The 26288-nt window shown below is 29.4% G+C and carries 15 protein-coding genes and 1 tRNA gene; 13 read left to right on the plus strand and 3 right to left on the minus strand.

The genetic code is table 4. The annotated features are described in order from the left end of the window. Nucleotides 1–7: 7 nt before the first annotated feature. From T329_RS0101115 to T329_RS0101175, 12 genes are all read left to right on the plus strand, one after another. A tRNA-Thr gene (locus tag T329_RS0101115) sits at nucleotides 8–81 on the plus strand. Nucleotides 82–348: 267 nt separating this feature from the next. Continuing rightward, nucleotides 349–3291, plus strand: coding sequence for a GA module-containing protein (locus T329_RS0101125; RefSeq protein WP_029608608.1), 2943 nt, complete (start codon nucleotides 349–351; stop codon nucleotides 3289–3291). A 67-nt stretch (nucleotides 3292–3358) separates the two neighbouring features. Then, entirely contained in the window at nucleotides 3359–6427 is a 3069-nt protein-coding gene (locus T329_RS0101130) for a GA module-containing protein (protein WP_029608609.1), read from the plus strand. Nucleotides 6428–6515: 88 nt separating this feature from the next. Further along, nucleotides 6516–9443 (plus strand): hypothetical protein, encoded by a 2928-nt coding sequence (locus T329_RS0101135; protein WP_029608610.1) that lies wholly within the window; start codon nucleotides 6516–6518, stop codon nucleotides 9441–9443. A gap of 234 nt (nucleotides 9444–9677) precedes the next feature. Then, nucleotides 9678–10328: a hypothetical protein gene (locus T329_RS0101140; RefSeq protein WP_029608611.1), complete on the plus strand. Its 651-nt coding sequence runs from the start codon at nucleotides 9678–9680 to the stop codon at nucleotides 10326–10328. Further along, the gene (locus T329_RS0101145) at nucleotides 10307–11998 is read left to right on the plus strand and encodes a GA module-containing protein (protein WP_029608612.1); all 1692 of its coding nucleotides are present in this window, start codon (nucleotides 10307–10309) and stop codon (nucleotides 11996–11998) included. The genes T329_RS0101140 and T329_RS0101145 overlap by 22 nt, the downstream gene beginning before the upstream one ends. A gap of 15 nt (nucleotides 11999–12013) precedes the next feature. After that, on the plus strand, nucleotides 12014–12613 hold the full coding sequence (locus T329_RS0101150) for a hypothetical protein (protein ID WP_029608613.1): 600 nt from the start codon (nucleotides 12014–12016) through the stop codon (nucleotides 12611–12613). 212 nt (nucleotides 12614–12825) lie between these two features. Then, the gene (locus T329_RS0101155) at nucleotides 12826–16689 is read left to right on the plus strand and encodes a GA module-containing protein (RefSeq protein ID WP_029608614.1); all 3864 of its coding nucleotides are present in this window, start codon (nucleotides 12826–12828) and stop codon (nucleotides 16687–16689) included. A gap of 410 nt (nucleotides 16690–17099) precedes the next feature. Then, on the plus strand, nucleotides 17100–18383 hold the full coding sequence (locus T329_RS0101160; protein ID WP_029608615.1) for a type 2 periplasmic-binding domain-containing protein: 1284 nt from the start codon (nucleotides 17100–17102) through the stop codon (nucleotides 18381–18383). Nucleotides 18384–18407: 24 nt separating this feature from the next. After that, complete coding sequence (phnC, locus tag T329_RS03635) at nucleotides 18408–19334, plus strand: phosphonate ABC transporter ATP-binding protein (protein WP_029608616.1); 927 nt, start codon at nucleotides 18408–18410, stop codon at nucleotides 19332–19334. Beyond that, nucleotides 19297–21486, plus strand: a complete 2190-nt coding sequence (locus tag T329_RS0101170) for a PhnE/PtxC family ABC transporter permease (RefSeq protein WP_029608617.1) — start codon at nucleotides 19297–19299, stop codon at nucleotides 21484–21486. The genes phnC and T329_RS0101170 overlap by 38 nt, the downstream gene beginning before the upstream one ends. Nucleotide 21487: 1 nt before the next feature. Next, nucleotides 21488–22411: a DHH family phosphoesterase gene (locus T329_RS0101175; protein WP_029608618.1), complete on the plus strand. Its 924-nt coding sequence runs from the start codon at nucleotides 21488–21490 to the stop codon at nucleotides 22409–22411. A 67-nt stretch (nucleotides 22412–22478) separates the two neighbouring features. Here T329_RS0101175 and T329_RS03730 read toward each other — a convergent pair whose 3' ends face one another. Genes T329_RS03730 through T329_RS0101190 form a run of 3 tightly spaced genes read right to left on the minus strand, consistent with a single transcriptional unit; the run spans nucleotide 22479 to nucleotide 25565 of the window. After that, nucleotides 22479–23366 carry a potassium channel family protein gene (locus T329_RS03730; protein WP_029608619.1) on the minus strand — a complete coding sequence of 296 codons (888 nt, stop codon included), beginning with the start codon at nucleotides 23364–23366 and terminating at the stop codon, nucleotides 22479–22481. Nucleotides 23367–23407: 41 nt separating this feature from the next. Then, the gene (locus tag T329_RS0101185; RefSeq protein WP_029608620.1) at nucleotides 23408–24598 is read right to left on the minus strand and encodes an acetate/propionate family kinase; all 1191 of its coding nucleotides are present in this window, start codon (nucleotides 24596–24598) and stop codon (nucleotides 23408–23410) included. A 1-nt stretch (nucleotide 24599) separates the two neighbouring features. After that, nucleotides 24600–25565 carry a phosphate acyltransferase gene (locus T329_RS0101190; protein ID WP_029608621.1) on the minus strand — a complete coding sequence of 322 codons (966 nt, stop codon included), beginning with the start codon at nucleotides 25563–25565 and terminating at the stop codon, nucleotides 24600–24602. 497 nt (nucleotides 25566–26062) lie between these two features. Here T329_RS0101190 and T329_RS0101195 point away from each other — a divergent pair, with 497 nt between their 5' ends. Further along, nucleotides 26063–26284, plus strand: coding sequence for a hypothetical protein (locus T329_RS0101195; RefSeq protein ID WP_029608622.1), 222 nt, complete (start codon nucleotides 26063–26065; stop codon nucleotides 26282–26284). The last annotated feature ends 4 nt before the right edge of the window (nucleotides 26285–26288 follow it).

Raw genomic sequence — 26288 nt, forward strand, 5'->3', positions numbered from 1 at the left:
TTGTTTTGCCGATTTCGCTTAGTGGTAAAGCAGCTGACTCGTAATCAGTAGCCACGAGTTCGATTCTCGTAATCGGCACCATATCAAAAATCGCACCTAGCGGTGTGGTTTTTTGTATTTTAATTGAGTTAATTTGAGTCAAAAAACATTAACAAAATGTAATTTTTTGTCTGAAATTATGTCCATAAACGTATTTCTGTGCATAAAATTGACATTTTTACGCAAAAAAGTGCTTTTTTGCACAAAATATTTTTGAAAAAATAAGTTTTTGTGTTTTAATGTTGAATATATTCATATTATTGCAATTAAAATTGCAAGATTAATCAAAATTAAACACAGAAAGAGACCATGAGTAAGAAATATAACGCACTTGCCGTATTATCTATTATTGCGTCCGTAGGAACTGTAACTGCAATAGTGGTAACTACTGCCGTAACAAAAACACAGCAACCTACAAATACTGCCAACAATATTGAAGCACAAGACGAATTAGAAATTCAAAATCAAATTATAAGTTTGGACTTAAAAGCATTTAAAGATAAGTCTGAACCTTCTCAAGCACAAAAAGACCAATTTAAAGCCGATGTGCAAACAGCCAAACAAATTCATACTAAGTATTCTTCAATGAACGAGTCATTGAGTCAAAACCAAAAAGAACAGTTAACACAGCTAGAGCAAAATATTATATTGCTGGAATCAAAATTAGTGGAAAAACCACAAGACAATAACTCAGCCAATGAATTGCAATTGCAACTAGACGCATTAAAATCAGATATTGACGCACAGTCTAAGTTATTGACAACATCAACTGAATCTAGTCACTATCTTGATGTTTTTAATGAATCAGAAAAGATCTTAGTTAAACGTGTTACTGAGTTAAGCAATCAAATTTCAAGCAGCAATAACGAAGAATTAAAAGCTAATTTTGATTCATTGATTGTGAAAAATAATGCGAATAAATCCAATGCTTTCGCAAAAATTAAAGAAAAAATTAAACCACAATTAGATACATTGATATTAATTTCGCAAGAATACAAAAACCTAATATCTACTGATATTAATAATGCTAATTTACCAGAAGCAGTGTTTAAATTAGTGGCTGATGCTGTGGATTTAAATAACACTAAACAAGCAATTCAAAATGATATTACGAGCAATGAATTATTAAACTCAAAAGAAAAAACTGATTTTAGTTCACAACTTATTTCTTCTAATACATCGGAAAACATCGGAGCGTTAGAACAATTAGTCCACGATAAAGTTGCTCAAAAAGCAAGTGCTATCAATAAAGTTGTTAATATGGATTTATTTGGTTATGAAACACAAAGAAATTTCATTGCACAAATTATTGAACAAGGTCCAATATTTTTAACTGAAACAGTGGATCCTATTTATCAAGCTAAATTGAACACTATTAAGGAATTAAGAAAGCTAGAATTTTTAACAGATGGCGCTTATTCTTCTATTGAACGCGATTTGATAATGTATAGAGACAATATGGACGTGTATAGTGAAGTTTTAGAAAACGCAAAACTTTTAAATGATAGTGTTAAAGAAGCTAAAAAAGAGGTTGAATCACTTACAAACATCTCACAAATTTCTAAAGATGAACACATCAAAAACATATTGTACGCAATAGATGTTTGAAAGGTTGATGAAATACTATCAAGGTTTGTGGGCAGCGATAAAAATAAATCTAATGAAATTGAACAGCTAAAAAGTTCTTTATTGCAAGCACATGTAAACGAACAAATTCGTAATTCCATTACTGAATTAGCGAAGCATTCTTCTATTGATGCAAATCTAAACCATTTCGTACTCGGCAATGTTGAAAGTAAATATAATGATATTAATGGTGCAAATGAATCTGTTCTTACACAGCAGCAAAAAGAAGCGTTATTGTCTAAATTGGCAAATGTAATTACTAACGATGATTTACTAGGTGTCGAATTTGATTTTAAAACTGAAAAAGAAAAAAATGAAGCTAAAACACGTGTTGATCAAAACCAATCCTTAGCATCTAATAAAGACGAAATAAAAAGAAATATTGATGCTGCACAAAATTACTATGACGTAAAAATAGCTGAATGAAATAATTCACAAAATCACGATCTTGAAATTAAAAGAGCAAGAGTCCAATCTGAAATTTCTAAGCTAGAATATATTTCACAAAAATATAAAAACGAGATTAATAAATTTTTAGACGCGCAAAACACTGAAGATGTATTCAATGCTAAAAAAGATGAACTTGTTAACCTTAATGAAAGCAAAAAACAGTCTTGAGCTCAGTTAAATATTAGTGAATCTAATTTCAACAAATACTTTTTCCAGCTTAAGAAATTTGAATTTAATGATGCTAAAACAAATAATGATGCAAACGCTGTAATTTCATTTATTAGTGAATTAAATACTAAAGTTACTGACGCTATTGCTGAAATTAGCAATTTACAAGTAATTTCTGACACATTAAAAAATAACTTTAAAACTGCCATTTTGAATGTTAATAGAATTGAATCAGTTGCTTACTTTTTAGAAGATTTGAGAAAGATTCATACATCTTTTGAAGGTTTTTTCAATAATGCTAGTCAATCTGAACATTTAACACAAGAACAAAAAGACGCTTTTGTGTCGCAAATTAATAATGCAAACTCATTATATGAAGGTGATGCAGTAGGTGAAAAAATTTCAATAGCTATTAAAATAAGTAAAATACGCCAATTGATTTTAAGTTCTGGTGAATTAATTGATAAAGATAAAAACACTTTGTTCAATGAATTAATTCAATCTACTATCACGTTAGATCATGCTGATAATGTTTACAAATTAATAACTACTTACATACAGTCTTTGCAAAACAAAAATCGTGAAAAAACAAGTATTGATAACCTAAAATATTCTTCTGAAAAATTAGCTCAAAAATACAAAACATCAATTGATCTTTTTGTCAGCGTAGAATCACCGGACTTGGAGAGAAATTACGTAACATCTAAACAAAGATTAGATGAACAAAAAACCAATCTTGTTAACAAATTAAATGCATTAGAACATTTAAGTCAAGAAAATAAAAACATGTTTATTGCCAAAATTAAAGATATTGATAGTGAAACACATTTAAACAGCATTTCCGCATACATTGACGAGTTTAATGCTAAAAAACAAGAGTATAAAGCCTTGATTGATAATACAAACGAAATATCACAGGAACAAAAAGACGCTTTCAAACAAAAACTTGAGGCTATAACTCAGCTACATGAGTTTGTAAAACTGGGTCGTGAAATAAAAATTTCTTAATTTTTAACCACTTCATGTGGTTTTTTGAGTATTTAGTCTATATAACATTTTTAAAAGGAAAAAAGACATGAAAAAAAGAAAAAACATAATCGCTGTTTTGTCTGTGTTTGCATCTGTGGCCACCACTACTGCAATAATGCTACATGCTAAAAGTTGTGCAAACGTGAAGGAAAATATTGAAGATTATTCAAACAATGGTAATCTAGATTTCTACATCGATTTATTGACTAAAGACTTAATTAAACTTAAAAACAGCAATTTAAATCAAGACAGCATTGATAGCATTCAATCTAACTTAGTTAAAGCCAAAAAGTATCGAATTTTTAACTCAAACAATATAAAAACAGATACTGAGATTAATAAAAATAACGCTTTAGCAAATTTAATTAAACAGATCGAAAATGAATTAAAAAATAAAGAGAATAAACCACAAGAAAATATTGATAATATTGAATTATTCATTGAAAAACTTGAGAAAAAAGTAAACCAAATTAGCAAAAACATAGAAAAAACAAATAATTTTGACAGCCTAGAAATCCTATATGAAAATTCAATATCGATTAAAACCGTTGATATTGAACAAGCTAAAGAAAGAATCAGCAAAAATGTTGATTCATCTTTAAGTACCAAGTTTGAAAATATTATTAAGAGCAACACAAATAACATTAATAATTCATTACAAAAATATAAAGACAAAGCCAAAAAACAAATTGATGCAAATTCAGGGCTAAATACCAACGATAAAGATGCATATAAAAAAGAAATTGATAATGCAACTACAATTGCAACAATCAAGGAAATTTTAAATAGAGCCCAACATACTTGAAGTAAAGAAGAATCCAAAGTGCGCATAGGTGATTTTGAATTAATCTCGCAACCACATAAAGATAAAGTTCAAAACGATATAGATCAAAGCGATGATAAAGTCTTTATAAAAAAATCTGTTGATAATTTAAGTAATTTAAATTTAGAAAAAAGCATACTAAAAGCAATTGTTGATAATCAGTCATTGCTTTCTGAACACGATAAACAAGATTATGTTAATAAAATAATAGATGTAACTACTTTAGAGGGACTAAATCAATTAGAAGGCACAATAATAGAAGAAATTAATGCAAGACGCAATTTACATAAAGATTTGCAAAGTTTGCCTTATTTATCTAACGAATCAATTAATAAGTACATAGCACGTATAACAACCGGTGAAAAAGATTCTGTAAAAACTGATTTTACAAATGAAAACAACTCTTTAAAAACAATCATTGAATCTATCAATAACATGGATTCTATTTCTTTAGATCAAAAAAGAAGCATTCTAAGCAGTATATATTCAAGCTCGGGCATTGAAGATGCTAAAGTTATATTTGCAAATGCTCAAGCCTTAAATCTAAAATTAGGGCAAGCAATTGAGCAAATTGTAAATTTTGAATATTTTTCACACGATCGCCAAAATTCAATACTTACAGCTCTTTCACATACCGAAAACGTTGAAGACGTAGAACTATTTACGGCAGAGCCAAAAAGGCAACATCAAGAATTAAAAACTCTTTTTGATAATTATATTTTAAAATTCGATGAATTAGTTTTGGACGCTTCGCTTAAACCAAATTTCTTTGACTGAGTAAAATACAGTTTTGAAAAAGGAAGTTCCTTAGATATTTATGGATCATGGCTAAACGATAAAATGACCCAAATAAATCAAGCTATGCGCGAAACAACTGAGTTTTATACACCACAAATTCGTGATCAAGTGCTACGAAAAATTAAATCAGCGTACCGTTTAAGTGAGATTGAAAATGCGCTCGAGTTAGTAAAATTAAACCTTGAAGACAAACCGCAAGCTGTCCAAACGTTTAGACAAAATGGAAATAATGAAGAAAAAGTCAATCAATTTATTGAAAAAATTCGTGGCGCAGAAAACATTTACCAAATAGCAATTGCTGAAGAAGAATTAAACTCAAATCCAAATCAAAATATAATTAACTTTAACACAGTGGCAGACATAGCTATATGATTAGAATTCTTGAATCGAGAATTTAAATTAAGAGAAATTGCTGAAGCTAGAAGTTCAATAAGTAACTTTAGCGAAGAGAAAAAACAGTCCACAATTGAATTTTTCATGGCCAAAAATCAAGAATTTAAAAACATATATGAAAGTACTTTGCCATATGCCCAATACTATTTTGATTTTGAAAACTCTCTTCAACGGGAAAATATCATATCGTCTTACTATACCGAGAATGCTCAAAGTGTCGCCAACAAATATGTTGAATTAGGTCGCAAAAAGCAAGAATTCATTGAAGAAGTTAGAAATAGCGCGGGGATTGGTGAAGAAAACAAAACATACTATATTAATATCTTTAAGGCAGATGATAATATCCATAATTTACAAGAACATTATGAGATGTGAAGTACTTTCAAAAGTCACAAAACACATGTAAAAAGCAAACTTGAGAATTTAGATCTAAGCACTGAGGCAAAAACTCTTTACTTGCAAAAACTTGCAAATGAAAAATATAGAAATAATTTTGAAAAAATATGACTTCAAGCAAGATTAGCGGCAGAAAAAGAGAAAACCATTGCATTTTTAGAGGGTATTGAATTCAAAGTTGACACAAGCGACATAAATAAATTTAAACACACCATACAAAATATAGCTCTTATGTCTGATTTAGAAAAACTAAACTCCGCTATTAGAACTTGATACACCATTGAAGAAAAACGATCGCAAGCTTTAGATATTGTTTCAGCTTTTATGAATGTGTCAACAAAATTAAAGCAAAAATTCGATAAATATATTGAATCTGCATCGCAAATAAGCGATCTTGATTCATACGTTCTGTTGCTTCAAGATTTAGAAAAACGCAAAGTAGCCGCCATAGAACAAATACAATTACTAGATGACCTTTCTGAATTAGACAAAAACAACTTTAAAGCAAAAATTTTAGATATTGATTCGGTTATTTTGCTAAACAAAAAAGTGGAAGATTTCGAGCTTTTAAATCAAGGTAAATTATTAGCTTTATACAAGCTTGAAAAAAGCGAATTAGATCAACAACAAAAAGCAAAAACTAAAGAAAAAATACGTAATGCACACGATATTTACGCCGTTTTGGCAATATTAAATAGTATTTAAAAAACAAGTTAACTAGCATTGACTCAACCAATGCTTTTATCATTTATAATCCAGACATAAAATAAAACTATTGACAAAAGGAACATCAATGGGAAGAAAAAAGAACATAATTTCAGTATTAACAGTTGTTGCTTCTGTTGCCACAACTACGGCACTCGCACTAAATTTATCGGCATGTGCAAACAATAATTCGCGAAACATTGTCTATCCACACTTTGATCAGGTTGATTTAATAAATAAAGTTTTAATTAAGGATTTAAAAGAGATTGACGCAAATAAAAAAATAAGCGAAAGTGATAAAAGTAAATATGAAAAAGATTTAGCTACCGCTAAGTCTATTTATGCTAATAACAGTTCAGCGCGCAGTGCTGTTGCAAAAAAATCCGAAGAAAAACTTAATACCTTGTCTGCTAACATTAGCGAACTGGAAAATAAATTAAATTCTAATAATGAAAAAGATGAGTTAATCGATTTATCTGAATTAGAACAAAAAATTAATCTACAAACTAAAAAATTAGCAAATTCAATTGAAAATGTTGAATTTGCCTCGGTTTTCAATAAATCAGAGCACATTATTGCTTCATATATTGAAAAGCTAACACCACTGGTCGAAAAAACAAACAATCAAGAGACAAAAGATAAGTTTAATAATTTAGTAAATTTAAATAGTTTGAACAAGTCTAAGTCTTTATCCAAAGTTAAAGATACATTAAAAAATAAAATAAGCGATTTGGATTTATTTTCAAGAAAAAATAAAGATATTTTGCTGTCAAATATTGAAAATTCAATACTTCCCGAGCAAGCGTTGGAATTATTTTTCGATGCTGAAAATATTAACGATTTAAAACAATCTATTAAAAATGATATTGCTGAAAACAATCTCTTGAACAATTCCGAAAAACAAATCCTTGAGCAAAATTTAATAAGCAGCGATGATTTAGACTCAATTTTAAATTTACAAAAAAGCTTTTTTGCTAAAGTAAAGAGCAAAAGCGATGCAATTAACAAAATATACATTATTAACTTATTTACTAATGAAAAAAAAGAAGAGTACAAAAATCAAGTAATTGAAACTGGTGTAAACGTTATTGAAGACGCTGTTATACCAGATTATAAAGCGCGCCTAAAAGCAATTAATTCCATTTTATCATTGGATATTCCTTATTCTGCTTATAAAAACAATCTAGTAGATAAAATTTATTCAGCAACTAATGAGACTGAATTTGAGCAAATAATTACTGATGCCAGGGCAATAAGCGAAAAATTAAAAGAAGTTATTAAACAATTACAAAGTCACCCTTCAATAAATAAGTTGGAAGTGGACTCTGAATTATACACAGTTGCCGACGGCAGAGAAGACAGTGTTGATTACATTTTAAATAATAAAATACCTAGAAGTATAGAATCAGAACGAAAAATCAATGAATTGATTTTGGAATTAAGAAATTTAGGAATGAATGAACAAGAGCGTGAAGCTATAATCAGATTTTGATATTCTGCATTTAATGAGTCAAAAGCTAAAGAAAATTTAAGTCATTTGCTTAATCAAATATATACTGTTAAAAGTGAAATTACAAACGCTTCTAGGGGTGTCAATGAAGAAAAGAAAGCTCTATTATTGTCTAAATTTAAGTCAGCTTATACTTTAAATGACGTTGAAGAGATTAATTTTGAATTAAAAACAATGAAGGAGCGTGATCACGCTAAGTCAAGAGTTGATAACACATCAAGATTATCTTCTGAGCAAAAACAAAAAATAAAAGAAGAAATTGACAACACTAATAATTTCTATGAAATAGTAATAGCAGAAAGAAAAGCAACAAGTGATTATATTTATCCATCAGAGCTGGCAAGAGCAAGAGCACAGTCGCAAATAAGCCAGATGGAATATTTGTCCCGTTATTTTAAAACTGAAGTAAATGGATATTTATATACAACCAATTCTGAGGAAGCTATTCAAACTAAGTTAGATGAATTAATTCAGTTAAATGAGGCCAAAAAACAGGAATGAGCTAGATTAAATGTTAATGTGGATAATTTTAATAGCTATGTTTGAAAATTTAAAAAATTTAAATTCAATGATGCTCGAACAGAAGAAGAATTTAACAATGTTATCACTGAAATATTAGAGCAAAATAGCAAAGTTGAGCAATTTAGCTCACAATTAGATAAATTAACTTACCTTTCAGAAGAATTCAAAAATGAATTGATTTTTCAAGCATTAAATGCCGCTACACCAGCATCTATAGATAGTTTACTAGAGCAAGCTAAGGATATAAATACAAATTTCTTGTATAACGTGGAAGAAATTCAATCTAGAGAATATACAACCAAAGAACAAAATCAAGAAGATATAGATAAAATTAGTGCTGCTAAATCGTTAGTTAACTTACGTGAAACTTATAATGCTATTACACTAGACTACAATAAAATTAAAACTCTAGCTTTTTTAAATGATGCTGAAGTAAATATTCCCGACGAAATTAAAACACAATTTAATTATGTTTTAAGCAATACAAATACTGTATCTAGGTCTTGACAATCTTCTGAGCTTGCTGAAAGTTTTGTTTATTTATTCACCTCATTGAAAAATGGACTTGAAAAGTTAACAACGAATGCAAGTTCGCAATCTGTTGTTAATAAGTATAAAGATATAATTGAATCAAAAGCAATTCTTTACCAAATAGACACTATTGATGCTTTTGTCGAGTCTAAACTTAAATTAATCGCACAAAAAAACGATTTAATTACTCAAATTTCTTCTAGCGTTTTAAGTGCTAACGCTAAAACCACTTTAATAAACGAAATTAAACAAATAGATACTGAAAACGGATTGAACAAATTGGGGACCAGATTTAAGCAACTTCAAAAATTCAATATCCAATTTAAAGAGTTAATAAATAATTCAAGTTATTTAAGCGATGAACAAAAAGCTCATTTTAATAGTGAGCTAGAACAAATAACCAATTTATATAATTTCATTAAATTGGAAAGAAAATTATTGAATCAAGAATAATAAATTCATAATTATTTGAAAATACTAGTGGCTAAAATACTAGTATTTTTTTTATTTTGCAACTTTAATAAATTTTTAAAGTTTTTAAAAATAAGCTATTTAGAATTTTCCCATAGGTACTTTAAAACATTGAAATTGGAAAAAACACACTGAAAAATACTGTATTTTTCTTTATTTCTCATAAAAAACACTAGTAAAAGTAATAAAATTTAAGCAATAATAAAGGAGATAATTATGAGAAAGAAAACAAAGGCATTAGCGCTTCTTTCAGTAGTTGCTTCCGTCGCCACTACTACTGCGGTAATGCTTAATATATCATCTTTTGGTAAAGTAAATCCACAATCTAATAACAACACAACATTAAAAAACATTGATTCAATAAATAAAATTTTGGTTCAGGATTTAAATAATATAAATAATAATAAGCAAGTGTCGCAAAGCGATAAAGTGCAATATAAGAAAGATTTAGAACAAGCAAAAACAGTTTACGGAGAATATAGTTCTGCGCGCACAGTTAGCGACGATAAGGTTCAAGAAAAGTTAAATATATTATTTGATAACATTGAAAAATTAGAAGCTAGATTAACAGAAAATAAGAAGTTAAAAGATACAGTTGATTTAAGTGAATTGGAAAAAAGAGTGAACGAGCAAACATACAATTTGTCCGTATTTGACTCAATTACAGAATTATCTTCAGTTTTCAATGAATTTGACCATATTTCTAGATCCCTTATTACTAATTTAAATGCGAAACTTGAAAAAATAGAAGATACTCAAATTAAAAACAAATTTAAAAAATTAGTAGACTTAAACACGCAAAATCAATCTGCTACGTTAAACAAAATTAAAAAACAGTTAAAGATATGATCGCTAATTTCGATTTAATTGCTCAAGAACACAAAGATATGCTGGCAAAAGACATTGAAAATGTAACTTTACCTGAAAAAGCAATTGAAATTTTTGCTAATGTTGAGTATATCAATAATATTAAACATGCATTTAAAAACGATATTGATGCAAACATTTTTTTGAATGATTCTGAAAAGACTGAACTACTTGAAAACGTAAAAATGAGCACAGACATGGAATCTTTCACAAAAGTTGAAAAAAAATTTACGGATTTAGCAACAGCTAAAAGTGACGCGTACAATAAAATCTATTTCTTGGAAGGTTTAACTAGAATAAAGAAAATGGAATACGCCAAAAAAATTTTTAAAGAAGGTGTAAGCGTTCTAAACGAGTTGGCAATCCCTTATAATAATCTAAGAAAAGATGCGATTAAAAGAATTATGGCTATAGACGATCCATTTTTGTATTATAAAGAGTCGTCGGTTCGTAAAATAATTGAAGCTGAAAGTAGTGATGAGTTTGATGCAATAGTTTCTCAAGCTACAACGCGTGCTCAAAAAGTTTATAAGCTTATAAAAGATCTACAAAGTCACCCATCAATTACGCCAATGAAAATTGATTTAATATTAGAAAGAATAAGAATAATGTTTCTGTCGGATGATGAATATGTCATTGAAGGTAGAATAAGTGCACATGAAAAAATGGAGAAAAGTGTAGATTTATTAATTTCAAAATTGAAAAATTTATGCCCTTCAGACGCAAATAGAGATGACATTGTTAATTATACATATACAAAATTTCATGTTGCCAGTGATGCATATGTCAACTTCAATGATTTAATAAACAAAATCACTGAAGTTGAAAACAGTATTAAAGAAGCCTCTAACGGTATTAAAGAAGAAGAAAAGCAACTGCTTTTAAGCGAACTTGCGAAATTTAACACTCTAGATGATATTGAAAAAGTTAACTTTAAGTTAAAAACTATCAAAGAAAAATATGACGCCAAAAAAAGAGTAGATAGCTCAAGCGAGCTGACTGTTGACAAAAAACAAGAAATAAAAACCGCCATTGATAATGCATCCAATTTTTATGAGGTATTCGCTGCGGAAAAGAATGCTACGCCCGAACGTTATCAAACTGAGTTAGCTAGATCCAAAGTGCAATCCGATATTTATAATTTAGAATTTTTATCATTTGAATTTAAAAATAAAATAAATAACAATTTATACTCTGAAAACTCTAGTGAAGCAATGCAAGCAAAATATAATGAATTGGCGCAATTGAATCAAGCTAAAAAACATGCGTGAGAGCAAATGCATGTTGAATTATTAAACTTTAATAATCATTTTTGAGCAATAAAATTATTTGAATTTAAAAATGCAAGAACTGAAGAGGATTTTAATAACGTTATCCGAGATCTTGTGGAGCAAAATAGCAAAGTAAATGAATTTATTACTAAGTTAGATACTCTAAGTTATCTTCCACAACAATATAAGCAAATCTATAAAACACAAGCAATAAATAGTAATAGTGTTATAAATATTGGAAAAATATTTGACGAAGCAAAACAATTAAATTTCCTTTTTTCTAACTGGTTTTCAGAGATTGAAAGAATTAATCATATAACGGAGGAAAAAAAACAAGAATTTCTTTACAGAATGACTAAGGCATCTTCGTATTTTGAATTAAATCGCATATACGAATAATGGGCGGATGCAGATTTGAAAGCAAGGGCTGTATGATATTTACATGATGAAGAAGCCAAGGTCCCTGAAACAGTTCAATCCGAATTTAGCAAAATTATACTTGAAAGTTACTCACCTTCTATAAGTTATGAATTGCTGGAAACTTCAGCAATGTTGGGTGGTATGTACCGTTGAATAAATGAAGGAATGAAAAAAATAATTGAGATTCCTTCAAATTCTGACAAACTAATTAGCAAATATCGTGTCTTTAGTAGCTGAGCAACAAATATAGAATACAACTCTGATGAAATTGATTTTATTAAATCAAAAATTCAGTTAAGTATGCATAAAAATGAAGTAATTAGCAAAATTGATGAATCAACTGTTTTAAGTGCTAAAGCTAAAGCTCTATTGATAAATGAAGTTAAAGATATTGATAGTCAATATCACTTAGACAACCAAGTATCAAAAATAAATCAGTTAGAACTATTAAATGCAAAATTTAAAGCACTAATTTTCTATTCTAACTCACTAACAAAGCAACAAAAAAATGACTTTAGCTTAAAAATGTCTGAAATTACAAACTTGCAAGATTTTATTAAATTAGAGCGAGAAATCTTATTCTATCAAGACTAAATTATTAATAATTTGAAAATACTAGTTATTCATTTCTAGTATTTTTTTATTGCAATGAAATTCAACGATTTACAGGTTTATAAATCAAAATAAATAATTCTATATTTAAAAAAATATTGAAAAAAACAGTAAAAAATGATCAATTTTCATTAAATAATAAAAAATATTTATAAAAAGTAATAAAATTTAGGTATCAATTTGAGGAGATAATTATGGGAAAGAAAAAGAATGCATTAGCAGTTCTTTCAGTAGTTGCTTCCGTTGCTACAACTACTGCAATAATGTTATACACATCGAGCTGCGTAAAAAAAGATAACACAGAAATATCAAAATACAATGCTTTGGATTATTATAATTTACTTTTGGCTAAAGATATTTCATTTATACATACTCACAAAACTACACCTCCAATCATTTTCAATAATATTAAAAATGATACAAAGAATGCAAAAGAGGTTTATACGCAAAATTATGACAAACGCGATAACTTATCTGGCGAAGATAATAAAAAATTGATTTCTCTTAACGAAAAAATTATAGAGCTAGAGAAACTATTAGCTGATTATGCTCACAATGAATCAAATGCATTAGAAGATAAACTAGCTAAAATCGAAGCAAAAATACAAAGTAATTCCAATAAGATTATAAATGCCGATTCTGACTACAACGCAATAGAAAATATCTATGTGAATTCAGAAAATATTGCCAATAAAGATTTATCCGACATTGAAAAAGAAATAAGCCAAAGTTCAAATAGCGATTTGATTGAACGTTTTAAAAAAGCCAATGTTAATAACCAAAACAACATTACCGATGCGCTAAACAAATACAAAGACTTAGCTAAAAAAGAAATAGAAACTTTTGACAACATAAATAATGAGCAAAAGCAAAACTTCAAAAATGATATCCAAAATGCCAATTCAATAATTAAAGTTAAGGAAATTTTGGATAAGGCCAAAAAAACAAATAATGCCGAGATTAATTCGTTAAATGAGCTAGAAAAAAGAGTTAATACTAACGAAAAAAGGCTTATAGATGATTCATTGGGTTATGACGCAATCGAAGCTATAATGAACGATTCAGTTTTGATAAAAGAAAGAGAAATACCAAAACATAACGATTTTGTTCAAGTTAGCGACAATAAAGCTTTAAAAGCACAATATGTCAATATAAAAACTAATAACGACCAAAATATTGCTGATGCTTTAGAAAAATATAAAGTTAAAGCAAAAGATGAAATTGACAATCTACAGCATTTAAACATCAATAAAAAAGCCAAATTTAAAGATGAAGTTGCTAAGGCAAATGGAATTGATGAAATTAAAGAAATTTTAAATAAAGCAAGAAATTCTACAGATACCCTCTCTGACCAGGTTGATGAATTAGAAAAAAGAGTCAACAACAATAAGGAATCGCTTTTAAATGAGCATATAAACACTGATCAAATTGAACAAATTTATTTAGATTCTATAAAAATAAAAGAAACTGTTTTGCCAAGTATTTCAAGCAAAGTCAATGATAGCAATAATCAGGAACTAAAAGATAAAATCGCAAACATCACTACTCAAAATGATACAAATATTGAGCAAGCTCTTGATAAATATAAAGCTAAAGCAAAAGAAATAATTAATAATAACGCTGAAATAACTCAAAATAATAAAAAACGTTATTCTAATGAAATTGATCATGCTCAAAACATAGAGCAAATTAAAGAAATCTTACGTAAAGTTGATAAGCCTTCAAGATTAAATGATGTTAACAAGGTACTAGGAAAACTAGAACTAATTTCTCCTGAACACAAGCAAAAAGTGCAATCCCAAATAGACTCATCAACTGATATTAATCAAATTGAAAAATTAGCTGATGACATCAAACAATTTGATTTGGATAAAAAGGAAGTTAAAAATATTATTGATAGTAGTGAATTATTAAATCAAAGTGAAAAAGCCAAATATATTAATGATTTAGTTAGCGCAGAAGACAAGAGCGTTGCAAATAACGTAAAAAATAAAATTGAAGAAACTATTAATAATAGATCAGACGCAATGAAAGAGCTAAATGCCAAATACTTCATTCCGCAAGAATTAAAAAATAAATATTTAAGCAAGTTAATTCAAGGGACAAATACATCAAACCTTAAAAAAGAGATAGTTGCTGAATTTAATACTCGTTTTCAAGCAATCCAAAAAATCCATAATTTATCATTTGTGTCTGATAAAACTAAAAATGAATTTATTGAAGAAGCAAAAAATTCAGCTTTAGAAAACACGGCTGAACAAATATACCAAAGAGCTTTTGAACTATCTGAAAAAACTAGAGAGGCAATACAACTAGTTTTAAATAAAAATGATTATTTATATGTTGATGATAAAAACAAGCTGTTAGATGATATATTTACAATCGCAAAAACCGCTGAACAAGCACAGGCGTTAATTGATCAATACAAAGCAAAAAATAATGCTATTTTAGAAAAAATGAAGCTTATTAGTGAGGTTGAATCAAATCATAACTCATTAGAAGTATACAAATCTTTTTTACAATATAACTATTTTGATGTTAGCGAGTTAGAAAACGAATTTAATTTTGCTAAGAAATTAAAAGAAGTTTATGAAAAAATGTCGGCAGAAACGCAAATTAATTCTACAAAAATTGATGATTTAAAAAATAAGTTGCGCAATACAAAATCTTTATTAGATATTGAAGATGCTGAATACGCATTGAGTGTTGAAAAATACAAAGTGCTAAAAAAACGTGAAATAGATTCTAGTTATTCACCTGAAAATTATTCTGTTAGTGAAGAAAACCGTAGTGTTTTTGAAAAAATAGATGCTGCAACCACTAAAGAACAAGTTGACCTAGCCGCAATAAAAACATTTGATGCCGAAAACATTGAACACATTAAAGCTCAGGTCAAAGCCACTATATCTGTACTAGAATTTATTTCTAGAGACGAAAAAAACGGTATTTATGATTCAATTATTAATCTTTCAAACAAAGATGCTATACAACAACTTTTAGAATCAACTCAAACAAAATCTAACGCCAAAAAACAACTTTGATCTAGTTTTTCTATTGAAAATTATCAAACCTATTATTCAGATTATTACGAAATAAATGAATATATCCTTTCAACATGAAAAGACAAATTTATTAAAGCTAATGCTGAAAGTGATTATCAAAAAGTCTTTGATGATTTGGTGCAATTAGAACAACGAAGAAAACAAATTCATACCACCCTTAAAACGCAATATCCAGGAACATATCCAAGCTCTGCTGAACAATATTGACGAACACCGCTTACGGTTGTTAATAATATTGAAAAATTGAACAAATTATTCAATGATTTAAGCAATTTTAAAGAAATAACTACTCGTTACTTAAATGAATGATATGGATATCACTATAATGGTCCGGGCGGATACTTAGGTGTTGAAGCGAATGATCATCCAGTATTAAGTTACTTAAAATGATTGTGAGACGAAACCATAATCAGAGATAACATTAGTAAAAATGCTGAAAAAATTCTTGAATCTACTCGAGAAATACGAAATAATAATGAAATAGTAAACTACAATGACATTGCTTTATTAATGCGTACACAAAACCAATATGATGAAATGAAAATTTCATTAAACAAGGCGGTTGAAATAGAGCGACTACGCAAAAATGCTCAAGATGAGGTTGAGAATCTTTTTGCTGATGATCCAGACTGAAGATTTGAATATAATCAACAACTCATTCATTTATACAGTATTGAAAAACTCAATAAATTTATTGAACATATAAGAGAATTTAGCGAAGTTAAAAAACAAACATTGCGTGATTTTGAAACCTTAAAAGACTTAACTAGTGGCGATAAATATCGTTTTAGAGAAGCAACGCGTAATGTCGATAATATAAGTGTTTTCAATAGAATAAAACAAAACTTTGTTGAGCTTGCTAACTCTAGAACCAGAGCAAAAGAGTTTATTTCTAGCTTGGACAATTTAGCTCCTGAGCAAAAATACTATTACACAAACCAAGTCAACTCAGCAAACGATAAATATTCTGTTGAAAGCATTATCGCTCAAATTTAAACAAAAAAACAAGGCCTGAAATCGGACCTTGTTTTTGTATTAAATGATTTGCCTAAAAATTTTAGTGTATGCAATTTATAGTTGTGATGAATGAGTTTAAATTCCGAAACTTTATAGAATTTATTTTTCGCAAAAATATGTAATTTTTTCAATAGGCATTTAATAATTCATTTTACTGCTTGAAAATTAGAATTTTAGAATGCAAAAACACTGTTGTTAATCATATTAATCTGCGTTAATTTTTATGTAAAATTCCTGAATTTGGAGCACTTTTCGGGCTTATTTTTTAGGCTGGATTTGATTTCATAAGTTTTTATAGTTTGTCTTTGTTTTCTAATATAATTAACGTTGTTGCAAAACAACTAAAATAAAATAAAATTCAATTTAAATCTATAAGAATATGAGGGAAAATGAAAAAATTAAGTAAAAAATTTTTAATACCATCTGTGAGCACAGCGTCACTAGCTACTGTTGCATTTGGTTTAATTTCATCACAGTGTACAAACACTAAGGAAACAACTCCAGAAACAATCAAAACAAGTGGATATGCTGACTCATTTAACAAGTTAGCAAACAAAACCATTACCGCAGCTGGTGCATGAGCAGATGCTAGATTCTACGCCGGAGAACACGCATCAGAAATTGAAGTTATTGGTGCAACCAGCTATATTTCAAATGACGGTGTTCAAGCAAGACCAGGCCTAAAAGCTGGAGATATTAAAGCAATTCAACAATTATTAATTACTGCCGTTAATGATGCTCAAGCTGAGGCTAAATCAGGAACCGAAGGTAATTTAACATACACAGACAGCAAGAAAAAACTACAAAGTATTTTTAAAGTTTACAACCACGACGGTTATACACCAGTCGGATATGAATCACAAATTACTTACGACGCAGAAGGAAATTCTAAAAAAGCATATGATCAAACACCTACAGGTGAAAGCGAATATGTTACATATACAGAAGCAACTAAAACTTTTGCAACTGTAGAAAATGCTAAAAAATTAAAAATCCAATTTATTCCTTCTTCAGATCCTACATTAGTACAAAAAGCGACTGAAAAATTGCAAGCATACATTGCTTCAAAAGGAATTACAAACATTGAAATTTCGGTTTCAAGTGACTATAACGCCGCTGCTTCAGCTTTAAAAGCAGGTTCAGTAGATGTTGCGTTTTTACCAATTGACACATGAGCAAAACTATCAGGAAAATCAAGCTTTATTTTGCAAGCTGGTAGAAATGTACAAATTATTGACCCTTACCTAAGTAGAGAAAATACTTCAGCACCTAAATTTACAGACGAAAAATTATTAGTTGAAGCATTTAATGGCTACAAGACATTCAATAACAACAATTTATACATTAACAAAGACGCGGCTTCAAACCCGCAAGCTGTTGCAAAAGGTTATTCAGCTGAAATCAAAGCACACGTTGACTCACTAGCAACAGGCGAAGAATTACCTAAAGTTGGTTTCTATCGTGCTTACATTTACGCACGTAAAGATTCGCAATTATACAAACTTGTGATGAAAGCCTTATCAGAACAAGGTTCAAATTGAAAATTGAATTGAGAAGATGTAAGCGAACATGTAGTTTACGGTTACACATCAACAACATCTGCAGGTTCATATGTTTACCCAGAACTTTGATTTAAAACTCACTTTACAGGTTTCAAATCATTTTTAAAATAGTTGTTTTTAAGCGATTTACATAATATGAAAAAAGATATAAATAATAATTTAAACTCTCAAACATTAGCTCAAGATTGAAATATTGTTTGGGAAAATGCATCTAAAGTTTACCCCAACGGGACAAAAGGATTGACTGATGTCAATCTTTCTATTAATCAGGGCGAGTTTGTTGCTGTTATTGGTTTATCTGGGGCAGGTAAAACAACATTAATTAAAACAGTTAATAAAATTAGCGGTATTACATCAGGAACTTTAAAGGTAGGTCCCTATTTAGTTAATGACTTAAAAGGCAAAAAATTAAGACAATTTAGAACAAAAGTTGGATTTATTTTCCAAAATTACAACCTTGTTGAAAACATCTCAGTTTTACAAAACGTTCTTTCAGCAAGATTGCCTCAAATGAACAAATTAAGAGCATTTTTTGGAGTATATAGCAAAAAAGATATTGAATTAGCTTATCAATGTTTAGCTAAAGTTAATATTTTAGAAAATGCTTATGATATGGCAAAAGATTTATCTGGTGGCCAAATGCAACGTGTTGCTTTAGCTAGAACACTAGCGCAAAAACCTAAAATTATTTTAGCCGATGAGCCAGTTGGTGCACTTGACCCAATCATGGCCAAAAGTGTTATGGACGGTTTTTTAGTGGCGAACAAATCAGAAAAAATTACAATTGTTGCCAATCTACACCACGTAGATTTAGCGTTGCAATACGCCGACAGAATTATTGGCGTTAAAAAAGGAAAAATTATTTTCAACGACAGTTGAGAAAAAGTAAATTTAGAACAATTAAAAGAAATTTACGGTGAAAAACTAGAACAATTCGACGAAGAACAATTCATTGAAAATAGAAGAAAAAGACAGATTATTCAAGACGAAGTCCTAGAAAAAATTAAATTATTGGACCAAAATAATGAACAAGATAGACAAAACCCAAACAGCCGAAAATAAAAGTAAACTAAAGCTATTTGGCGAGTCTTTAGTAAACTATTTTAATCCAAAATTTATTGATATTAACAATCAAAAAGTTACCAAACAATTTCCTTGATTAAAGATCTTTGGTGGCCTAATCATCTTCTTTGTAGTCATTACAATTATTGTGGCTATCAAACCCGATTTTCAAAATTGAAATGAATTTTGAAGACAAATTGGACATTTTTTTGAAACGAATAAAAATGCAGAAATAGGTGCTACATCATTTACGCCTTATGAAACATTTTTACGTAGTTTAGAGTATTTATGAACAACAATTTCCTATTCAATTTTAGGAACATTGTTAGGTATATTGATTTCTGTACCCACAGCTTTATTAAGTTCTAAAAACTTTATCAAAGATAAAATTATTTATCTGCCATTTAGAGTTATTATGTCAATCATTAGAGCTGTTCCGCCCGTTGTATTTGCGTTCATTTTCTTCTTTTTATTCTCGAAATCATTAGCAGCCACATTTTCAATCGCGATATTTGTTGCGTCACTAATGACTAAGTGATTATATGAAGACTTGGATACATATGATATTAGTGCATATCAAGGTGCACAAGCAATAGGGAATAGTAAAGCACTAGCTTTCAAAAGTGCAATTTTGCCTTATTTGATGAAAAGAATTGTTTCTTATGGATTTTATTCATTTGAAATGGTTGTTAGATTTGCAGCAATTTTATCAATTGTTGGAATTGGAACAATCGGACAATTATTATCTGATCAATATGCTGTCGAAAACAATTTCTCTCATATGTCAATTGTTTTATGAGTTCTAATTGCTTTAATGATTATGATTGAGGCATTAAACTTTGCAATCAAAAAATTTATTCTAGATTATTCACAAAAACACCCCAAAATTGATGAAAAATTACCATACGAACAACAATTAGCACAACTAAAACAGCAAAAATCAAAAATGTATATTTTCAAAATATTTATTATTTTGTTAATTGTTGCTTTAGTTATTGCTTCTTTAACCCAAATTGATTGATCTTTAGGTAACTCGATCAAAATAAACCAATTCAAACACGGTATTAAAAAGTTATTTAGCCCTGACTGAAGTTTATTTGGTGGAGACTGATCATCAACTAAAACAAGCGTTATACCTCTTGGAATTGAAGCATTTTTAGTTGCCATTGCTTCCTCAGTTATTGGTTTAATTTTTGCATTCGTTTTAGGTATTTTAGCAGCTAGAAATATTAATAAGTTTTTTGCATACCCATTTAAATTAATTATTATTGTTTTACGTGCAATTCCTGCTTTTACATTCGCATTATTATTCTTAATTCTTTCGAAAGATTCAAAATTATTTGCTGGTGTATTAGCTCTAGGTATTCACTCGATTGGTATGCTAGGAAAATTAATCATGGAATCTGTGGAAAAAATACCTAACAAAGTCTTTCACTCATTGGACTCTCTAGGTGCAACTTGATTCCAAAAAGTAAAATTTATTGTTATTAAATCAATACTTCCTCAAGCTTTATCAAACTTTTTATACAGAGTCGAAATTAACTTCAAAAGTACTGTAGTTATTGGTGCTGTTGGAGCCAGTGATTTTGGTTTCCAAATCAGTACATATTCATCTGACACAAGCAACTGAGATAAATTGTCTTCATACCTAATTTTTACAATTGTAGTTTTATTAGTGTTAGAGCAAATCTCAAATATTGTTCGCTCAAAACTGATGACAGGCTACTTTTTCACGCAAGATGTTTGATTTAAGAAATTAATGAAAAGAAAAATGATTATGAAATCATTAGCTATTTGTTTAGCAAATAACGATAAGTTTTTAAACGAATCTCGTTATGCAAAATACGTAATTGCAAAACACGAATTTGATAAATTATTTGTTTACAAATACTGATTAGAAAATTCAATAATTCCAAACACCGAAGCACTGAAAACACTGCAAATTAACAAACAAGAATATCAAAAACTTTATCGCGACACATTAGCTAAAATTAAATCCGATATTGACGTTGTTTATAAACAAACATATGAATTAACAATGAACAATCAAAGCAATGTTAAAAACATATTTAAGAAAACTAAGGTAGCTAAAAAATCAGCAAATATAGCTGTTGATCAATACTTTGAATCTTACGTTAAGGAGATAGCATAGCATGCACGATTTAACTGAAAAATTTATCAGATTTTGAGACTATATTCAAAAAGCTGACAATATAACAATCTGTACACATGTTGAACCAGATGGCGATACGCTAGGATCAGCAGTTGCCTTAAAACAGCTAATTTTATTGAATTTAAGCAATAAAAATGTAGAAATATCTGGCGGAGATTATCCAAGAAATTTACTTTTTTTAGCAGACAAAAAAATCAAATTAGTTAGCAAAAAGTTTTTTGATAATTCCTTAAAAGTTGTTGTTGATACCTCAACAAAACGAAGAATTTTTGATCAAAGAGTCAAAACAGAAGAAGCAATTAAAATTGACCACCACCCTTTTGAAGGTCAATGACTATTCGAAATTGGTGGAGACTTTTGACCAGCAACAGGGCAAGTAATGACCAAAATGGTGATGGATTTAAACCTAAAAGTCAATGAGAAAATTGTTGAAGCTTTGGCAGTTGCTATAATTACAGATACTGAATTCTTCAAAGAAAGAAACGTTAATGAAGAAACCTTTGAATGCATGAAATTTTTGCTTGCAAATGGGTTAAATTACAATCTTTTATTGAAGAAAATGCAACTCAATGCCAAAGAAAATAAGTTTATCTTTGATGCAATTAGTGGCCTAAAACAAAAAGGAATTGTTACTTATATTATTGTCGATGAAGTTGTTTCAAATGACGTTGCTAGACCCTTAGTTGCTAAATTTGCTGAAGTTTCTACAACTGAAGTTTCTTTAGCGTTCCTAAAAAGATCGCAGGGTGATTATCGTTGTGAAATAAGATCAAAAACAACATATGATGTATCAAAAGTAGCGAATAAATTTTTGGGTGGTGGACACTTGAATTCTTCAGGTTTTATTCAAAAAGATTTAAAGGAATTGAATAAGGTTTTAAGTTTTATTAACAAAAATAAATAATAAATACAAGCTCAAAAAATCAACATCGCGCAGATGTTGATTTTTTCTCGTAATTTAAATTTGACTTTTATTTGTTGTGTGGATCATTATTTTTATCATTTTTAGTGTCAATTTGAGATTTTAATTCACTAATAAATCCACCGGCAATAACACCACTTGGAATTGCAAATATTCCAATACTAATGATTGAAAGGACAATAACCATGATTTTACCTGTTTGAGTTGCTGGGGTTAAGTCACCATAACCTATTGTTGTCATTGTTACCGTTGTAAAGTATATTGCTTTTAGAAATTGGTTGCCATCCGGTTCGAGCTGGCCATCTTTTTTCATAAATATACCTGTAGCCTTATCAACTTCTTCTGTATAGAAGATGATTGAGAAAATTAAAATAATGAAAATTATGAATATAAATGTGTAAAAAAGTACAACTTTTTCTTTTTTAAAGACATTAAACAAAGCAGCGAAAGGTCTAAAGAATTGTAGTAGCATAAACAAACGTAAAATTCTGATTAATGCTAAATATCTTAGTACTCAGCCTTGAGCACTGTTCAAACCGCTTAAAACAGCGATTTGATTGATCGCTGGTACGGCTATTAATAAAAGCAATAAACCAACAAAGCTAAACGGGAATTTAATTACATTTCAAAGTGGACGCTTACCCTTATATGAAATTATTAACCAGAACGAAAAATCAGCTAAAGTTAGTATCAAAACCAGCAATTCATTAATGGCGAAAAGAACCTTCATTCATGGATAACTAGTTAAAAATTCAGCTGTAGCCGCCACTGAACTAAGAGATAATCCATAAACAAAAATCAATAAAAACATGTATAAAGTTCTGAAAAATCTAGTGATTTTGACATACTTATCATCTATTTTTGATGTGTCTTTGCTTGAGGTTACTATTACTTCGAGAATATTCCTAAAGGTATTTCAATTTTTTTTGTGTTGCATGCTTTAATTATAAAGCAAACAAAAAATGGGTCTAACCCATTTTATTTGTGTTTTTTGATTAATTCTTTTGCGTAACGAGCAATAACAATTTCTTCATCAGTTTTGACTTTGTAAATTGGGAATTTTGAACCAGTTGTTGAAATTTCAAGAAAATCATCATAGTCTTGTTTATTTTTTGGTGCTGACAATTTAAAACCAAAAGCGTGCAATCCTTTAACAACCATATCTCTAACTATTGTGTCATTTTCACCAATACCAGCTGTAAAAACTAATGCGTCAATACGTTCACCAATTTTATTTAGATAGCTTGCGACATAGTCAACTACACGAGCCACAAAGATGTCAATAGCAAGTTTTGCTCTTGGATTTGTTTTGTACACAGCGTGTAGGTCTCTAATATCGTTTGATACACCAGAAACCCCAAGTAGACCTGATTTTTTAACCATCATGTCTTGAACTTCTTGAATGTCTTGTCCTTCAACTCTAACTAAATAATCGGTAATTCCAGGGTCAATAGCACCAGGGCGTGTACCCATCATTAAACCGTCAAAAGAGCTAAATCCTACTGAAATATCATATGAATTTGAGTCTTTTACAGCACAAACTGAACTACCTGAACCAAGGTGAGCTACAACAATATTGATTTTTTTCTTGTTCAATACTTTTTGCATTTTTCTGGTTATATAATCATGGCTCAAACCGTGGTAGCCAAATTTTTTGATGTGGAACTTTTCAGCTCATTCATGATTAATTGGGAATGTTTGGTTAATTAAAGGCAATGTTGTGTGGAAAGCTGTATCTTGACAAATTACCTTAGTAACTTTTGGTAAAGCTGCTTCAAATCCTTCAACTGCGTCTAATGTAGCGGGAGCGTGCAAAGGAATAAATTTAGCTGCCTCTTGAATACCGGCTTTAACTTTTTCATCATAAATTACTGGTGATAAAAAGTCATGGCCTGCATAAGGAGTTCTAAATCCAACAACTGCAATCTCACTATAATCTTTAATTACGCCGTGTAGCTCTCATAATTTTAAAAGTTGTTCAACAGCAGTGGTGTGATCTGGTAAATCCACTTTGTGTTCATAAGTTCCTGAGTAAGTTTTAATAATAATATTGCCATCAAGTCTGATTCTTTCACACAATCCTTTGGCCAATAATTCTAATTTTGTGTATGAATATAAAGCTCATTTTAAACTTGAGCTTCCAGCATTAACAGTTAAAATTTTTCTCATATTAAACGAACTCGTATCCTTTCAAAATCGTAATTGATGTTACGTCAATAACATCTTGTACAGTTGCTCCACGGCTGAAGTCATTAATAGCTCCGTTTACACCAACCATGATTGCTCCAACAGCACCATAGCCTCCCATACGTTGAGCAATTTTACATCCGATGTTACAACTTTCTAGATTAGGGAATACATATACACCAGCTGGTTGTTGTGATGCTTGTGGGAATTTTTTGCCTCTAACTCCTAAATCGTATGCTGAGTCAAATTGCAATTCGCCTTCAATAATATTTAATGATTTTTCTTTTGCTAACGCAACAGCAGATCTAACTAAGTCTGGGTTTTCGCCTTTTCCTGATCCATTTGTTGAATATGTTAAAAATGCAGCTAATGAATTCATATCCATTGAGTTAGCGAATTCAATTGCATTAGCAGCTAAGTCAACAAGTTGGTTAACATCTGGTTTTTGCACTGTTGAAGGGTCTGTAAAAATAATTTTTTCTTCACCTTTGTGCATAACAATAACTGAAGACATTGTTTTAATGCCAGGTTTAGGCCCTACGCATTTAAACGCAGCTCTTAAAATATCTTGTGTTGAGTAGATTAAACCACCAACCGCACTGTCAACATCTTTATTTCTAATCATCATTGCACCAAAATATGGACGGTATGCAACAAGTTGACGGCAAGTGTCTAAATCTTCTTTGCCTTTTCTAATTTCGGCCATTAATTGGGCGTATTTTTCAATAGTTTGTGCTTGTTGAGTAAGGATAATGTTTTCTAGTCCATCTTCAACAACTTGAGATTCGTTTTCTAGCAACATTATTGGTTTAGCTAGATTGTTGTTTTTTAAAAATATAGCGGCTTCTCTTGATCTTTTATCGTCGCCATCAATGAAAAGAACTGATAGTACTTTTTCTTTTGCTTTTTTAGTTAAAAGGTTTTGAATGTGTTCACTAAAATTTGCCATTTTAATACTCCTTAAAATAATGTTTCGTATTGCCTAAATTTTACATTTTTTGGAGTGGATACTAGTAAAAAAGTGATTTTGGAAGCCTAAAAAAATTAACTAAAAAAAAGTTTAATTTTACACTGTTTCCAATATATCTATAAAATGTGTAAATATGTAAAAACACCCTAAAAAAGTCTCGTTTAGAGAATATGAAAAATTTTTCACAAATTTAATTATTTAGCTAATTAGCTCGCCTAAAACGCAAACATATGTCAAAATAAGCAACGCTTTTTATTGAAAAAATTCAGTAAAAATGTTAAATTTTTCCCTATTCAAAATTAATCCAGAATATTTATTTTTGCCAGGGATCATTTTTTGCTTTTATATTATAATTAAAATAGCAATTTATATGCAATCCTGTGATGCATCCAGAACTAAATTGCGTTGAATTGCTGAATAATAAATTCGAATTTAAAAGATTCAACTTATCTATTTTTAATACATAGGAGGCTAATATGTCAAACACTGAAGACAAAAAACAAGAAAGTGCACCAGCAGTTGTTGGTCAAATTAAAGTTTCAAACGAACTTTTAGACTTTTCATGCTTCAACAAAAAAAGAACATGCAAAAAAGATGACGCTAAATGTATCGAAGAAGCTAAATCAGAATGCGAACTAACTCCACGTGAAAAAGCTATTCTAGAAAGAAAAGCTAAAGCTGAAGCTGAGGCAAAATAATAAT

This window comes from Mycoplasma simbae ATCC 49888, from assembly GCF_000702705.1.
GTDB classification, from domain to species: Bacteria; Bacillota_I; Bacilli_A; order Mycoplasmatales; family Metamycoplasmataceae; genus Mycoplasmopsis; species Mycoplasmopsis simbae.